This window comes from Shewanella sp. 553 (assembly GCF_059338375.1).
Window position 1 is genome coordinate 3,649,062 of sequence record NZ_CM181701.1, and the last position, 14,449, is coordinate 3,663,510.

Annotated in this window: 15 protein-coding genes; all 15 read left to right on the plus strand. The window is 52.7% G+C overall.

Annotated elements, in window-relative coordinates:
- Positions 1-205: 205 nt before the first annotated feature.
- From AC5YBZ_RS16090 to AC5YBZ_RS16160, 15 genes are read left to right on the plus strand one after another with little or no spacing between them, the layout of a single operon-like run.
- Positions 206-940: a beta-ketoacyl synthase chain length factor gene (locus tag AC5YBZ_RS16090; protein ID WP_494520698.1), complete on the plus strand. Its 735-nt coding sequence runs from the start codon at positions 206-208 to the stop codon at positions 938-940.
- Positions 933-1,751 carry a lysophospholipid acyltransferase family protein gene (locus tag AC5YBZ_RS16095; RefSeq protein ID WP_494520697.1) on the plus strand — a complete coding sequence of 273 codons (819 nt, stop codon included), beginning with the start codon at positions 933-935 and terminating at the stop codon, positions 1,749-1,751. The genes AC5YBZ_RS16090 and AC5YBZ_RS16095 overlap by 8 nt, the downstream gene beginning before the upstream one ends.
- Positions 1,729-1,983: a phosphopantetheine-binding protein gene (locus AC5YBZ_RS16100; RefSeq protein WP_110457601.1), complete on the plus strand. Its 255-nt coding sequence runs from the start codon at positions 1,729-1,731 to the stop codon at positions 1,981-1,983. The genes AC5YBZ_RS16095 and AC5YBZ_RS16100 overlap by 23 nt, the downstream gene beginning before the upstream one ends.
- A gap of 8 nt (positions 1,984-1,991) precedes the next feature.
- Positions 1,992-2,240, plus strand: a complete 249-nt coding sequence (locus AC5YBZ_RS16105; RefSeq protein ID WP_494520696.1) for an acyl carrier protein — start codon at positions 1,992-1,994, stop codon at positions 2,238-2,240.
- Complete coding sequence (locus AC5YBZ_RS16110; protein ID WP_494520695.1) at positions 2,240-2,788, plus strand: COG4648 family protein; 549 nt, start codon at positions 2,240-2,242, stop codon at positions 2,786-2,788. The genes AC5YBZ_RS16105 and AC5YBZ_RS16110 overlap by 1 nt, the downstream gene beginning before the upstream one ends.
- The gene (locus AC5YBZ_RS16115; RefSeq protein ID WP_494543187.1) at positions 2,785-4,158 is read left to right on the plus strand and encodes an AMP-binding protein; all 1,374 of its coding nucleotides are present in this window, start codon (positions 2,785-2,787) and stop codon (positions 4,156-4,158) included. Before AC5YBZ_RS16110 ends, AC5YBZ_RS16115 begins: the two co-directional genes overlap by 4 nt.
- The gene (locus AC5YBZ_RS16120) at positions 4,151-4,522 is read left to right on the plus strand and encodes an ApeI family dehydratase (RefSeq protein WP_494520694.1); all 372 of its coding nucleotides are present in this window, start codon (positions 4,151-4,153) and stop codon (positions 4,520-4,522) included. Before AC5YBZ_RS16115 ends, AC5YBZ_RS16120 begins: the two co-directional genes overlap by 8 nt.
- Entirely contained in the window at positions 4,522-6,246 is a 1,725-nt protein-coding gene (locus AC5YBZ_RS16125) for a glycosyltransferase family 2 protein (protein ID WP_494524046.1), read from the plus strand. Before AC5YBZ_RS16120 ends, AC5YBZ_RS16125 begins: the two co-directional genes overlap by 1 nt.
- Complete coding sequence (locus tag AC5YBZ_RS16130) at positions 6,247-7,794, plus strand: HAL/PAL/TAL family ammonia-lyase (RefSeq protein WP_494543188.1); 1,548 nt, start codon at positions 6,247-6,249, stop codon at positions 7,792-7,794.
- A 12-nt stretch (positions 7,795-7,806) separates the two neighbouring features.
- Entirely contained in the window at positions 7,807-8,238 is a 432-nt protein-coding gene (locus AC5YBZ_RS16135; protein WP_475515106.1) for an acyl-CoA thioesterase, read from the plus strand.
- Positions 8,239-8,240: 2 nt separating this feature from the next.
- Positions 8,241-8,978 (plus strand): outer membrane lipoprotein carrier protein LolA, encoded by a 738-nt coding sequence (locus tag AC5YBZ_RS16140; protein WP_494543189.1) that lies wholly within the window; start codon positions 8,241-8,243, stop codon positions 8,976-8,978.
- Positions 8,975-11,362: an MMPL family transporter gene (locus AC5YBZ_RS16145; RefSeq protein ID WP_494543190.1), complete on the plus strand. Its 2,388-nt coding sequence runs from the start codon at positions 8,975-8,977 to the stop codon at positions 11,360-11,362. The genes AC5YBZ_RS16140 and AC5YBZ_RS16145 overlap by 4 nt, the downstream gene beginning before the upstream one ends.
- Positions 11,359-12,624: an NAD(P)/FAD-dependent oxidoreductase gene (locus tag AC5YBZ_RS16150; RefSeq protein ID WP_494524050.1), complete on the plus strand. Its 1,266-nt coding sequence runs from the start codon at positions 11,359-11,361 to the stop codon at positions 12,622-12,624. The genes AC5YBZ_RS16145 and AC5YBZ_RS16150 overlap by 4 nt, the downstream gene beginning before the upstream one ends.
- Positions 12,621-13,208, plus strand: a complete 588-nt coding sequence (locus tag AC5YBZ_RS16155) for a DUF3261 domain-containing protein (protein ID WP_494543191.1) — start codon at positions 12,621-12,623, stop codon at positions 13,206-13,208. The genes AC5YBZ_RS16150 and AC5YBZ_RS16155 overlap by 4 nt, the downstream gene beginning before the upstream one ends.
- A gap of 34 nt (positions 13,209-13,242) precedes the next feature.
- Positions 13,243-14,445: a beta-ketoacyl-[acyl-carrier-protein] synthase family protein gene (locus tag AC5YBZ_RS16160; protein ID WP_494543192.1), complete on the plus strand. Its 1,203-nt coding sequence runs from the start codon at positions 13,243-13,245 to the stop codon at positions 14,443-14,445.
- The last annotated feature ends 4 nt before the right edge of the window (positions 14,446-14,449 follow it).

The following is a 14,449-nucleotide window of genomic DNA, read 5'->3' on the forward strand; positions in this document are numbered from 1 at the left end:
ATTTGGCGGTTTTTTTACTGTAACTAGCACAGCATGTTATCTAGCTGTACGCACCATAATCATCACCATAACAGGGCAACATCGACATAGCGCAAATCGTGCTTTTTCTCTACATATCGGTGTACAATGGCACAATTGATGCGGCGTAAAGCCCATTCCCCTGTTATGGAAAACGCAGCCGTATGCTGCAGATTGAGGCAAAGCAGTGCAGTTAACCTTTAGGATCCAGTCGTCAGGTGCTTGGTCACCTCGCTACCAACAGATAGCCGATTGGCAACAATGGCCTCAGTCGCTCGGCGATGAAAATGATCTGGCGAGTACACCCAAACTGTCTCAAATACCTGCGATGCAGCGTCGACGCTTTAGCAAGCTGACCAAAATGCTGCTCGATGCGGCATTTCAATGTGATGCCCCTGATCAATGCCGCACTATTTTCGCTTCGCGTCATGGCGAGCTTAACCGCACCGTCGAACTCCTCGAAGATATTGTGCAAGAACAGCCCATTTCCCCCATGGGCTTTAGCCAATCGGTACATAATACTGCTAGCGGTATCTTTAGTATTTTGACCCATAACCGCGCCCCCTCAACCTCTATCGCCGCCAGCGAAACTACGCTGGAACAAGCTCTTATTGAGGCTTATGGCCAGCTTTGTGAAGATAATAGCGATCTGCTGCTGGTGTTTGGCGATGAGCCAGTCTCTGATGTGTATAAAGAGTTCACCCATGAACCTGAGCTGCCTATCGCTATCGCGCTGCAATTGTCGCTGCCAACGCCTGACTCGCCACCGGCCATGTTACTGCAATTACACACCCAACCCAGCGCCCAACAGTATCTCGATGCGCCACCCTTAAGTTATGGCCAGCTGCTCCATGCTATCGCCTGCAAACACCCCCTATATGGGCGTTTAAACCGCTTCATCTGGCAACTCTCCCATGGCTAGCACAACAGGCACAGGTTTACACTCACTGGCCTATATTCCGCGCTGGTTAGCAGGCGTCAGTTGTTATGTGGCTTTCGGCCTCGGTGGTTTATTGCTCTCTTTGACTGTGATCCCTGTGCTAAGGATATGCTCAAGCAATCCACAGCAACGTGCCGCGCGCGTGCAGCGCACAGTTCATAGGATGTTTGGCGGCTTTGTCACCTTGCTCACTTGGGCTGGGGTAATCAAAGTGACCTGCCAAGATCTGCATCGCCTAAATGGCGCTAAGGGCAAAGTGATTATCGCCAACCATCCCACACTGGTGGATGTGGTGGTGCTTATTAGCCTGATGCCCAATGTGGGCTGTATCGTTAAGCAAAGCTTGTGGCGTAACCCGCTTATACGGGTCGTGCTTTCTAGCGCCGGCTATATCCCTAATCGCGGTGCTGATCTACTCTTAAAAGATTGCCAAGCGATGTTGCGTCAGGGCACTTGCCTAATCATCTTCCCCGAAGGCACCCGTACTCAACAAGGAGCCATCATCAACCCATTTGCGCGCGGGGCGGCCAATATCGCCCTGCGGACAAAAACAGACCTGATCCCAATTGTATTGCGCACCAATGCCGTTGGCCTCACCAAACAGCAGCCTTGGTATGAAATACCTCGCCAAACCATAGGCATGCATGTGGAAGTAGGCGAAACCATTGCCCATATCGGGTATGATGCTGGCCCAGGCGGCGAAGCCAAGATGGCGCGTCAACTGACTCGAGATCTTGAAAACTATTATAAACAACAATTTGATAATAATTATGAGCTTACAAAACGAAATTAAACAACTGATCATTGATTGCCTCGATCTTGAAGACGTCAGCATCGACGATATCGACACCGACGCTCCCCTTTTTGGTGAGGGCTTAGGCTTAGACTCGATAGATGCACTAGAACTGGGCTTAGCGATAAAGAAACAGTTCGATGTAAAAATTGAAGCCAACTCCGAAGCGACCAAGGCACACTTTTTCAGTGTGGCCAGCTTAGCCGACTTTATTGAATCACAGCGCGCGTAGGGGGTTACATGCAAAATCGTCAACAGATCCTCGACATGCTGACAAACATTTTGGTCGAAGAGTTCGAAATTGAAGCACAAGATATTACCCCTGAGGCCTCATTATATGACGAGCTCGATCTCGACAGCATAGATGCGGTCGATTTGGTGATTAAACTGCAACAACTTACGGGCAAGAAGATTAAACCCGATGAGTTTAAAGCGGTGCGCACGGTCGATGATGTCGTATCTGCCATCGAAGGACTCGTTAAGCAGTAATGCGCCTGATAATACAAGTAATTAGCACCCTACTGTTATTGGGCTACCCCATAGCCGTATATTTTGGGCTGCATTACTTGCCACCGGGCGTGATTGCGTTAAGCCTATGCCTGCTGCTGGTGGCGCGCTTAGCCATTCAACAACAGCGCGTCAAGGCGATGGCCCTGCCGCTACTGGCTGGTATAGGCTTGACCGCTGGCAGCTTTATTGCCAAGCGTAACGACTGGCTACTCTACTATCCTGTGGTGATCAATCTAACTATGTTGGGGTTGTTTGCTTATTCGCTTAAACACGGCCCCAGCATGATAGAGCGTCTGGCGAGGTTGAAAGAGCCTAAGTTGCCTGACGCGGCGATCCCCTATTTGGCCAACGTCACCAAACTCTGGTGCGGGCTATTTATTGTTAACGGCGTAGTGGCCTGCTATACCGCTCACTACACCAGCTTAGCAACCTGGACCCTGTACAACGGTCTCATCGCGTATCTGCTTATTGGGCTGCTACTCGGTGGGGAATGGCTATATCGAACACTGTGGTTAACAAAGTCATGACAGAGCTATTAAAAACTTGGCTGTCTCAAGGCCCCTCGAGCCAGCAACTTATCAGCTTCAATCACCACGACATCGTCACGGGTAGCGCATTTACCGCCCAAGTGGCCGCCCTGTATGCTAGCTTAAGTGAGCAACCCGCCAAGCGCTGGTTACTGGCAAGCGACAGTAGCGATCTCTTCGCCATAGGGTTGTGCGCGGGGTTGCTTGCGGGTAAACAATTGATCTTACCTAGCAATACCCAAGCAGGCACCTTGAGTGAACTGACCCACGAGTTTGACGGCATCTTGTCCGACAGTTGCCTGTGTGAAGGAAAGTTGATGTTGACGCTCAAAAAAGAGCACTCTGGCGCCGAATCTCACTGGCCGTCCCTTGCAGATAACGCTGTCGTGGGTGAACTGGTGCTCTTTACCTCAGGCAGCAGCGGCCAACCCAAAGCCATCACCAAGACCCTAGCCCAGCTCGATGCCGAAGTCAGCGTACTGGAGCAAACATTTGCGGCGCACCTGCCCCATTGCAGCGTGATATCGACAGTGTCACACCAACATATTTACGGGCTCTTGTTTAAAATTCTCTGGCCACTCGCCGCCAGTCGCCCTTTCCTGAGCGATCTGGTGGAGTACCCAGAAACCTTAACCTATTACACTAGCTTATTTCCTAACTTATGTTTGATCAGTAGCCCGGCGCAACTGTCGCGACTTCCCGAAGCACTCGAGCATCAGCCACAGCTGCATTCGCCCAGCTTAGTCTTTAGCTCTGGCGGGCCGCTCAATTTCCAAGCGGCAGCAGAAATAGCCCACTGCTATGGCAAACCGCCGATTGAGGTGTACGGCAGCACTGAAACCGGTGGCATCGCTTATCGCCGTCAAAGCGCCGACAATCAACCTTGGCGCATTTTTGCCTCACACCAGATTAAGCAAGATGCAATCGATGGCGCGCTGCTGCTCAAATCACCTTATCTGGACAATGACGACTGGCTAAAATGTGACGATAAAGTCAATCTTGTCAGCGACAGCGAGTTTCACCTGCTGGGTCGACTCGACCGTATCGTCAAAATTGAAGAGAAGCGTATCTGCTTGGTGCAGATGGAGCAGTTACTAGAACGCCACCCCATGGTGTCTCAGGCCATGTTAATGGTATTGGAGCAGCCACGCATGCAGCTTGGCGCGGCCATCGTACTATCGGCTCAGGGGAAAAAGATGCTTAATAATGAAGGTAAGTTGGCGGTGAATAACCAACTCAAAGCCCACCTGTTAACCCAGTTTGAGCGGGTCACTCTGCCCAAGCGCTGGCGCTATCCTGAAGTGCTTGAGCTGACCCCGCAGGGCAAGCGTGATAATCAACGATTAATCGAGTTATTTAGCCATGATTAAGTCCAGTTTACCGCCCATTATCGGTAAGACCACACTCGCCGATGGCGTCGAATGGCACCTCGATATTACGGCAACCCTGCCCTATTTCGACGGCCATTTTCCACAGCAAGCCGTGTTACCCGGGGTGACTCAGTTAGATTGGGCGGTGCAACTCGGCGCGCACGAATTTGGCTATGAAGCACAAGTCGACAGCCTTGAAGTACTAAAATTTCAGCAACTTATATTGCCTAGCAGCCAAGTGTTTCTCAAAATCAGCCTCAATGCCAGCAAACATAAGCTCACCTTTGCCTATTACGATGGCGACAAACGTTTTGGCTCGGGTCGTATCGCCCTGAGCGGCGCTAAACTCGAGGAGAGCGCCTGATGCAATTAGCGTTAGTCATTCCTAATTACAACCATCAACAGGCGATTAAGCAGACCCTTGATCGCTTAGCGCCGCTGGCTCTGCCCTGCTATCTAGTTAATGATGGTAGTAACGATGAGACCCGCTACCTCTTAAGCCAATTAGCCGAGCAATATGATTGGGTTACCCTATTGCATCACCCTTATAATCGGGGCAAGGGAGCCGCGGTCACCACGGGACTCAGGGCGGCTTACGCCGATGGTTTTAGCCACGCCTTGCAAGTCGATGCCGATGGTCAGCATGATTTGGACGATATTCCGGCCTTTATCGAGCACGCCAAAGCCCAACCAGAGGCGGTGATTTCCGGCCAGCCGCAATACGATGACTCTGTGCCTAAAGGCCGTCTCTATGGCCGCTATATCACCCACTTTTGGGTTTGGGTCGAGACCTTAAGTTTTGAGATAAAAGATGCCATGTGTGGCTTTCGCGTCTATCCGCTGACGGCGACAGAGCGACTATTTTTAACCGAGGCGCTAGGCGAGCGCATGGACTTTGACATCGAGATCTTAGTCAAACTCTATTGGCAAGGCACACGTATCGTGCACCTGCCCACCAAGGTGATTTATCCAGAAGATGGTAGCAGCCACTTCCAAGCGGTACGGGATAACCTACGCATCTCAGCCCTGCATACCAAACTGTGTTTCACCATGCTCAAACGCCTACCTAAGCGACTGCAGCGCCAGCCCGAGCCACAACAAGCCAGACACTGGTCGCGCATCAGCGAACGCGGCAGTTATTGGGGCATCAAGCTGCTCGCAAGTAGCTATAAGATTGGCGGCCACTGGTTATGCCGCGCCATTATGTATCCGGTGATCGGCTATTTCTTTCTCACTGGCAGCAGCGCACGAGCCGCCTCTTTGCAATTTTTACAGCAAGTTAAAAGCGTTGAACCCCAACACCCCCAACTCAAGGGCAAGATAGGGTGGCGCCATAGCTTAAAACACTTCATCAGCTTTGGTAATGCCGCCTTAGACCGTATCGATGCCTGGTGCAATCGGCTGCAAATAAGCCAAGTAGACTTCGCGAACCGCGAGCTGCTCAACCAACAAATTGAACAGGGGAAAGGCGCGGTATTGCTGGCCTCACACTTAGGTAACATAGAGCTGTGCCGAGCGATATCCAGCCACCAGCACAAGATTAAAGTCAATGTGATGGTGTTAACCGAGAACGCCGAAAACTTCAATCGGGTACTTAAACAACTCAACCCGGACAGCGCACTAAACCTTATCCAAGTGAGCGAACTGGGCCCCACCACCTCCATGCTGCTGCACGAAAAAGTCGCCCAAGGAGAGTTAGTGGTTATCGCAGGCGATCGCACCTCATCGCGCAGCGAAGGCCGAGTCGTTTACGCCCCCTTTATGGGTAAACCTGCGCCATTTCCTCAGGGGCCCTTTATTTTGGCAGGGTTACTCGACTGCCCCGTATATTTAATGTTTTGCTTGCGAGAACAGGGTCGCTATCGCGTCTATTTAGAACACTTTAGCGACACCCTGAAAGGGCCACGCGCCGGACGCATGCAACGCCTAGAGCAAGCCATTGGCCGCTACAGCGCAAGGCTTGAATACTACGCACGGCGCGAGCCACTGCAGTGGTTTAACTTTTTCGATTTTTGGCGCAAGGATGACGAGCACCTGCGCGCGGCGAGTGTAACTCGCCCCTCAACCGCTAACAGGACAGATAAATAGATGACGCAACCCGCAGTAAACCTCGTTGAGTTCGGCCAACGCTCATTGACGCTAGAAGAGGTGGTGGCCATTGCCAAAGGCGCTCAAGCCAAACTCAACCGCCAGCCAGATTACCAAGAGTCGATTCAAAAAGGCGCCCGCTTTATCGACAGCCTACTGGCCGAAGAGGGGGTGGTTTATGGTGTCACCACTGGGTATGGCGACTCCTGCACTGTTGCCGTGGGGCTGGACTTGGTCCATGAGCTGCCGCTGCACTTGTCACGCTTTCATGGCTGCGGACTCGGCGACACTTTCAGTGAAATGCAGTCCCGCGCGATAATGGCGTGCCGGCTCAACTCGTTGGCACTGGGTAAGTCTGGGGTGAGTTATGAGCTGCTGCAGCGCATCGAAACCTTGCTCAATCTTAATATTATTCCCGTGATCCCCCAAGAAGGTTCGGTCGGCGCCAGTGGCGATCTCACCCCGCTCTCCTATTTAGCGGCGGTATTGGTCGGCGAGCGCGAGGTGTTTTATCAAGGCAAGCGCCAAGCGACAGCCCAGGTGTACGCCCAGCTATCCATCACGCCGCTCACCTTACGCCCCAAAGAAGGGCTCGCGCTGATGAACGGCACCGCGGTAATGACGGCGCTGGCTTGCCTTGCCTACGACAGAGCCCAGTATTTAGCTCGCCTGACCAGCCGCATTACCGCCATGGCCTCGTTAACGCTTAAGGGCAACGCAAACCATTTCGATGAGATACTGTTTGCCGCCAAGCCACACCCAGGGCAAAACCAAATTGCCGCTTGGATCCGCGCCGATTTGAATCACCATGAACATCCACGCAACTCTGATCGCTTACAAGATAGATACTCTATCCGCTGTGCACCTCACATTATTGGCGTGTTACAAGATGCCCTGCCGTTTATGCGCCAGTTTATTGAGACCGAACTCAACAGTGCCAACGACAACCCCATTGTCGATGCCGAAGGTGAGCATATTCTCCATGGCGGCCACTTCTATGGCGGCCATATCGCCTTCGCCATGGACTCGATGAAAAACACAGTGGCGAACCTTGCTGACCTTATCGATCGCCAGATGGCCTTGGTGATGGACCCCAAATTTAACAATGGCTTACCGGCTAACCTGTCGGGGGCCACCGGCCATCGCCGCGCCATTAACCATGGCTTTAAAGCGGTGCAAATTGGCGTGTCAGCCTGGACGGCCGAAGCGCTAAAAAACACCATGCCCGCCAGCGTCTTTTCACGCTCGACCGAGTGTCACAACCAAGATAAAGTCAGCATGGGCACCATTGCCGCACGTGACTGCATGCGGGTATTACAGTTAACCGAACAAGTCGCGGCCGCCGCCTTGCTCGCCATGACTCAAGGCATTCATTTGCGGGTAAGCCAACAAGAGTTATGCCAAGCATCCTTGACCCCATCGGTGGCGAAAACCCTGCAACAGGTGAGCGCTGACTTCGACTTTTTAAGCGAAGACCGACCGCTAGAGCAGGTATTACGCCAAACGGTCGATAAAATACAGCAAGGGTTATGGGAAGTGTGCCACTAAGGAATGATGCCGATGAAAGCCATATTGACAACCGAAATGGATATGCTGATCCCCTTCCATGATGTCGACTCCATGGGGATCACTTGGCACGGTAACTACCTGCGCTATTTTGAGGTGATCCGCTGTCAGCTGCTGGATAAAATTGATTATGGCTATCGCAAGATGCAAGAATCAGGCTATGGTTGGCCCATTGTGGATCTGCAGATCAAATACGTGCAGCCCAGCACCTTCGATCAAAAGGTGAAGCTCACCGCGTCACTGGTCGAGTGGGAAAACCGCATTAAAATCACCTATGAAGTCCGCGACCTCGCCAGCAACAAGCGTTTGACCAAAGGCTATACCATTCAGGCGGCGGTCGACATGCGTGACCAGCAGCTGTGCTTTGTGACCCCAGAGTGTTTTCGCGACAAGATTGCACATCTGCTCGACAGCAGCGGAGACTAGCCATGGCCACCTCAAGCCGCTACCTTTGCGCCCTCTTGCTGGGCTTAATCCTCAGCACACCAAGCTATGCCGAGCAGGTGAGTCCTGCTGCCGATAGCACCTTTATCAGCCTGTTTGCCACGCCAGCGGATAAGCTCGCCCTGCAGCAACTGGCCGAGCAGCTCAGCAGTGGCGACACGGCTCAAGGGCAATTTACTCAATATCGCTACTTAACCGTGCTGCAACGCCCGCTTGTCAGCCATGGCGAATTTGTATTTCAAAGTGACTTAGGTTTGGCTTGGGTGCAGCTGCGCCCGTTTGCCAGCACCTTAGTGCTGAGCCAAGACACCTTGGTGCAGATCGACAGTGACGGTCAGCGTCAGGTCAATCGAGCCGATGACAATCCCCAAGCACAAGCCTTAGCACGCACGATTCCCCTATTGATGAGTGCCTTGCTGCGTGGCGACATAGCGCCGCTCAGCCAGCAATTTAGCCTGCATCTCATCCAAGAGGCCAGTGGCTGGCAACTCGGTTTGATCCCCAAAGATCCCATGCTAGCGCAAGCGCTGCCCAAAATGGTGATGCAGGGGCAAAGCCAGATAAAGTCACTCACCTTACTTAATAGCAATGGCGATCGTAGCCTCATTGAGTTTGAGCAGATAAGTGAGCAACCATTATCACCCCAACAACGGGCGCTATTTGGCACCGACAATTTGGGCACCGACAATGATGCCGACAACCGGCCTGACGCGCGCCGATGATCGCCCTTCTCGCACGTCAACTCGACCGTCTATCGGCCAACAGTAAGCTGTGTATGTGGTTGCTGCTACTGGGGACTATGTTCGTCTTAGGCGCAGTGCAGCTGCAACAAGGCGCTAAGCTGCAAAGCGATATTTTGGCCATGCTGCCAACATTACAGCAAGATGCGCTCACACAAACGGCCATAAACCGGGTTGAGCAGCAACTCAGCGACCGTATCTATATCGGATTAGTGGCTGACACTCAGATTCAAGCTATCAGCGCCGCAAAGCGGCTCATGCAGGCACTGGCGCAACATCCTGACAGTTTTACCGACATCAGCAGCGCTAATAGCGATAGCGCCAACGCGTTTAATCACTTTTACTTTGCCCATAGGTTTAAGCTACTCACCGAGCAGCAGCGTAACTTACTCAGCGAAGGTCAGCTGGACAGATTAGAGCAGCAAGCACTCGCCCAGCTCTACAACGCCTTTGGTTATGCCAATAGTGCGCTGCTGAGCCAAGATCCATTGCTGCTGTATCCCGCTAACCTACAAGCCTTAGCGCCAAGCCAACAACTGCAAAGCGCGCAAGGGATCTTGCTTAGTACCCAACAAGAGGCGTCAGGGAAGACTCGCTACGGGGCCATAGTGATGGCGAAAGGCGTAGGCAGCGTTTTTAATCCTAACGCCCAGCAACAACAGATAACCGCCTTAGACGCCTCCCTCAGCCAGTTAAGCATGACTGGCGACATCGAGGTGCTCAAAGCGGGGGCTCTGTTGCATGCCAGCGCCGCAACAACCCAAGCCAAACAGGAGATCTCAACCTTAGGAGCCGCCTCACTTATCGGGGTAATTGCACTCGTGTGGTTGGCGTTTCGCTCGATTTTCCCATTAGTGATAGCCAGCCTAACGATCGCCACCAGCTTGCTGTTTGCCTGCGTCACCACCTTGAGTGTGTTTGGCGAGCTACACCTACTCACCTTAGTGTTTGGCACCAGCCTGATTGGGATCGCCATCGACTACAGCTTTCATTTTTATTGTGAGCGCCTCAGCCAACAACAGGCGGCAACGCCTGCAGTCAATGCGGTGTTTCCAGCGGCATCTTTGGCCATAATGACCACAGTGCTAGCGTACCTTGGCATTGGTTTAACGCCATTTCCGGGCATGCAACAGGTCGCCATCTTCTGCGCGGCTGGATTAATCGGCGCCTACCTGACATTACTGCTGGCCTATCCCAAATTAGCCAATAGCCCACTTAAACCCAGGCCGAGCACCTTGGCATTGGCTCAGAGTTACTTAACACGATTAGCCTTACTGCACCGCCGCCTGCGCAGCAAAGGGGCAGCGCCACTGGCGCTAATTATGACGACGCTCTGTCTGTGGGGGCTGGTGCAACTGACCACAGATGATGATATTCGTAACCTACAACAGAGCCCGCTTGAGGTCGTGCAGCAGGAGCAGCGCCTGCGTCAGTTGCTCAGTGGCGGCACCGATAATCAATTTATCTTGGTCAGGGCCCAAGGCGCGCAGCCGTTATTACAACAACTCGAGCAACTTGCTGAGCCGCTCAAGCAACTGCAGCAGCAAGGCGTGATTGGCAATGCGATTAATTTGGCCAGCTATATCCCTAGCCATCAAAAACAGCAACAAGCGTATCAACTACAAGGCCTTATTTATCAAGATATTGAAACGGTTCTGGGCAGACTAGGGCTCGACCTAGGCTTAGCCCCAAGCCTGCGCCAACAATACCGAGACAGTGCCAGTTTACTGATTGAACCCGACGCCTTTTTGGCGTCACCCGCTGGCATATCGCTCGCCCCGCTCTGGTTAAGCCCAAGCGGTACCGATCCTACGCCGCAATATGGCGCCATAGTATTGCTCGGCGGCATTACCGATCTGGCGGCGCTGCAAGCGAGTATTGCACCGTTCACTCAGGTAGAGCTGGTGGATAAAGTTGCCGATATCTCCAGCGTGATGGCCAAATACCGCGGCCTCACCTTAGCCTTGTTAGCACTGGCGCTGGTGCTGGCCGCGTTGATTTTCTCGCGGCGATTTGGCATCAAGCTGGCGTTATGGATCACCGCGGTGCCTGCATTGGCGGCGTTATTGACCCTAGCAACGCTTGGGCTGCTAGGGTCACCACTGACCTTATTTCATGCCTTGGCACTGATTTTGGTATTCGGGATCGGGGTCGACTACAGCCTATTTTTCGCCGAAACCCAACAGGGTGAAGGGGTGATGATGGCGGTGTTTATGTCGGCCTGCTCCACCTTAATGGCCTTTGGCTTATTGGCATTTAGCCACACGCCAGCAATACACTATTTCGGCTTAACCCTATTATTGGGTATCGCATTCACCTTCGTGCTTGCGCCCCTCATTTACACTTTCACAAGGATAGACAAGTGACCGACTCAACCCATGCTAACGCACCACTCACAGGCCATTATGATGTTGTCATCATAGGTGCAGGCCCTTCGGGAAGCGTCGCAGCCAGCCTACTGCATCAGCAAGGCAAGCGAGTCTTGGTGATTGAAAAGCAGCATTTTCCGCGCTTTTCTATTGGTGAAAGTTTACTGCCTTGTTGTATGCAGGTGTTAGAAGAAGCCAACATGCTAGCGGCGGTTAATCAGGCGGGTTACCAATTTAAAAATGGCGCCGCCTTTAATTGGCAAGGCCGCTCGACCATGTTTGATTTTACCAACAAATTCACCCCAGGTCCCGGCACCACTTATCAAGTCGAGCGCGGCCATTTCGACAAATTATTGGCCGACACTGCCGCTAAGCAAGGGGTTGAGATCCGCTATGGCGACACGGTAACTGCCGTTGACTTATCGGCGACGCCGACGCTCACCATTGTCGATAGCGCCCAACACACCTATAAAATCAGCGCCGAGTACCTGCTCGATGCCAGTGGCTACGGCCGAGTGTTAGCGCGCCTATTACAGTTAGAGCGCCCCTCGAGCTTACCTAGCCGCACCGCCATTTTTACCCATATCGAAGACAATATCGATAAGGTTGAGCTGAGCGATCGCCCATTCAATCGCAATAAAATCTTAATTAGCGTGCATCCTGATAATCGAGATATCTGGTACTGGCTGATCCCCTTTAGTAATGGCCGCTGCTCACTGGGCGTAGTGGCAGAGCCTCACCTATTGGGCGACTTAGAGACCGATGCTAGCAGCATATTGATGCGCTTGGTGAACCAAGAGCCGTACTTAAAACAGCTACTGGCCAAGGCCAAGATTGTCAGAGAATGTGGCCGCCTAGCGGGCTATTCGGCCAACGTCAGCACGCTGGCAACCGACAAGTTTGCTCTATTAGGCAACGCGGGGGAGTTTCTCGACCCGGTGTTTTCCTCTGGGGTCACCATCGCCATGCAATCGGCGTCAATGGCAACGCGCTGCATCGTCAGGCAGCTAGAGGGGGAAAGCGTTGACTGGCAAGCCGAGTACGCCACGCCACTCATGCGCGGCGTCGATACCTTTCGCACCTATGTGCAGGCATGGTATGACGGCCGTTTTCAGGACGTGATTTTTTATGAGTCGCCCAACCCCAAAATCAAACAGATGATTAGCGCGATTTTGGCCGGCTACGCTTGGGATGAAAACAACCCCTTTGTGACAGAGTCTGAGCGGCGACTCAATATGATTGTCGAGCTATGCCAATGACCGCAGTTAAGCGCCTAGGTTTTACGCTAAGCGTATTTATCGTGTTTGCCCTTAGCGGATGTAGCCAACATCTGCAGCGGCAAACCTGTATGCCGCTAGCCAGTGAGGTCAGCTACTGTTTAGCGCCGCTGCTCAATGAGCCACCCCGCAGCCAAAGCCAGCAGGTTAACTTAAGCATCGCAGGCAATCGGCACCAATTATTGAGCCAACTCGAACTCAGCCCGCAGCAGCTGACCTTGGTCGGGCTCGCGCCACTGGGCCAAGCGCTATTTACCTTAACCTTCGATGGTCAGCGACTCGACAGCCAACAAAGCCGCATACTCGGCGAGCAGTTTAAAGCCGAATACCTGCTGGGGTTACTGCAACTTATCTATTGGCCCACCGACACGGTTAATCGCCATTTACAAGGCGCGACAATGGCGACGGTTAAATGTGATGCGCCGCTGTGCCGCAGGCTTTATGCTAACGATAACGAGGTCAACATTATTGATATTCGCTATAGTCAGCCACAACCATGGCAAGCTCAGGTGAAGCTGGCGGTTATCCCAGCGCAACTAACACTGCACATAACGCCGGTTGAGTAACCTAATGCCACTCTCACAAACCATAAGAACCAACATGATGACAGAGATAGCAATCACCCATTTAGGCTTATGTACCCCACTGGGTCAGACTCAAGAGCAGGTATTACAACGCCTGCTCGATGGTGATACCCAAGGGATGCAGTGGCGGGAAGATCTGATCCCCCAGCAGCGGGTATTAGTCGGCGCCATCGCAGAGCCCTTGCCGGCCATTCCAGAGGTTTATCAGCGCTTCGACTGTCGTAACAATCAATTACTCTTGGTGGCCGCCATGCAGATTGAGGCGCAAGTGACGCAGGCTAAAGCCCTGTATGGCGCCGATCGCATTGGCATTATTTTAGGCACTAGCACCTCGGGTATCGCCAAAGGCGAAAAGGCACTGGCTTATCGCGCGGCGCACGGAGTACTGCCCGATGATTACCTCTATTCCAAACAAGAACTGGGCAATAGCTGCGACTTTTTACAACACTATTTTGACCTTAAAGGGCCATGCTATACGGTATCGACGGCTTGTTCATCCAGCGCCAAGGTGTTTGCCAGTGCCAAGCGCTTATTGGCCGCTAACCTGTGCGATATGGTGATTGTTGGCGGCGCGGATAGCCTGTGTAAATTGACGTTAAATGGCTTCTATTCGTTAGAATCTATCTCCAAAGGTCACTGCCAACCCTTTAGCGCCAACCGCGACGGCATCAATATTGGCGAAGGGGCGGCGCTGTTTACCCTGATCAGAGGCCGCGCCGATGTGATGCTTGCCGGTGTGGGAGAGTCGAGCGACGCACATCATATGTCGGCGCCTCACCCTGAGGGACTTGGCGCCATCGCCGCTATCGAAATGGCGCTTAACCAAGCCAATATTAGCGCCAAACAGATCGACTATATTAATCTGCACGGCACCGCGACTATCAAAAATGATGCCATGGAAAGCCGAGCATTAACCCAAGTGTTTGCCGATGACTTACCTTGGGTCAGTTCTACTAAACCCTTAACAGGCCACGCCCTTGGCGCAGCGGGTGCCATCGAGGCGGCCTTTTGTTATTTACTCTTATCAGCCAGTAACCCAAGTGGACGCTTACCGCCGCAGTTGGGCGATCAGCAGTGGGACGATAGCAATCCGCCACTGCGCTTTGTCCCCGCTCACAGCGATAATGCCCATGTGCGCACGCTACACTATGTAATGAGTAATTCTTTTGCTTTTGGTGGCAGTAACGCCAGCGTTATTTTTTGCCGCCCCGAGATGTAACCCA

What these genes read in the sequence shown, in the direction of transcription:
- AC5YBZ_RS16095 (WP_494520697.1), top strand. Translation starts at nt 933, where the DNA reads ATGGCTAGCACAACAGGCACAGGTTTACACTCACTGGCCTATATTCCG.
- AC5YBZ_RS16110 (WP_494520695.1), top strand. Translation starts at nt 2,240, where the DNA reads ATGCGCCTGATAATACAAGTAATTAGCACCCTACTGTTATTGGGCTAC.
- AC5YBZ_RS16130 (WP_494543188.1), top strand. Translation starts at nt 6,247, where the DNA reads ATGACGCAACCCGCAGTAAACCTCGTTGAGTTCGGCCAACGCTCATTG.
- AC5YBZ_RS16115 (WP_494543187.1), top strand. Translation starts at nt 2,785, where the DNA reads ATGACAGAGCTATTAAAAACTTGGCTGTCTCAAGGCCCCTCGAGCCAG.
- AC5YBZ_RS16100 (WP_110457601.1), top strand. Translation starts at nt 1,729, where the DNA reads ATGAGCTTACAAAACGAAATTAAACAACTGATCATTGATTGCCTCGAT.
- AC5YBZ_RS16135 (WP_475515106.1), top strand. Translation starts at nt 7,807, where the DNA reads ATGAAAGCCATATTGACAACCGAAATGGATATGCTGATCCCCTTCCAT.
- AC5YBZ_RS16105 (WP_494520696.1), top strand. Translation starts at nt 1,992, where the DNA reads ATGCAAAATCGTCAACAGATCCTCGACATGCTGACAAACATTTTGGTC.
- AC5YBZ_RS16140 (WP_494543189.1), top strand. Translation starts at nt 8,241, where the DNA reads ATGGCCACCTCAAGCCGCTACCTTTGCGCCCTCTTGCTGGGCTTAATC.
- AC5YBZ_RS16125 (WP_494524046.1), top strand. Translation starts at nt 4,522, where the DNA reads ATGCAATTAGCGTTAGTCATTCCTAATTACAACCATCAACAGGCGATT.
- AC5YBZ_RS16120 (WP_494520694.1), top strand. Translation starts at nt 4,151, where the DNA reads ATGATTAAGTCCAGTTTACCGCCCATTATCGGTAAGACCACACTCGCC.
- AC5YBZ_RS16155 (WP_494543191.1), top strand. Translation starts at nt 12,621, where the DNA reads ATGACCGCAGTTAAGCGCCTAGGTTTTACGCTAAGCGTATTTATCGTG.
- AC5YBZ_RS16145 (WP_494543190.1), top strand. Translation starts at nt 8,975, where the DNA reads ATGATCGCCCTTCTCGCACGTCAACTCGACCGTCTATCGGCCAACAGT.
- AC5YBZ_RS16160 (WP_494543192.1), top strand. Translation starts at nt 13,243, where the DNA reads ATGATGACAGAGATAGCAATCACCCATTTAGGCTTATGTACCCCACTG.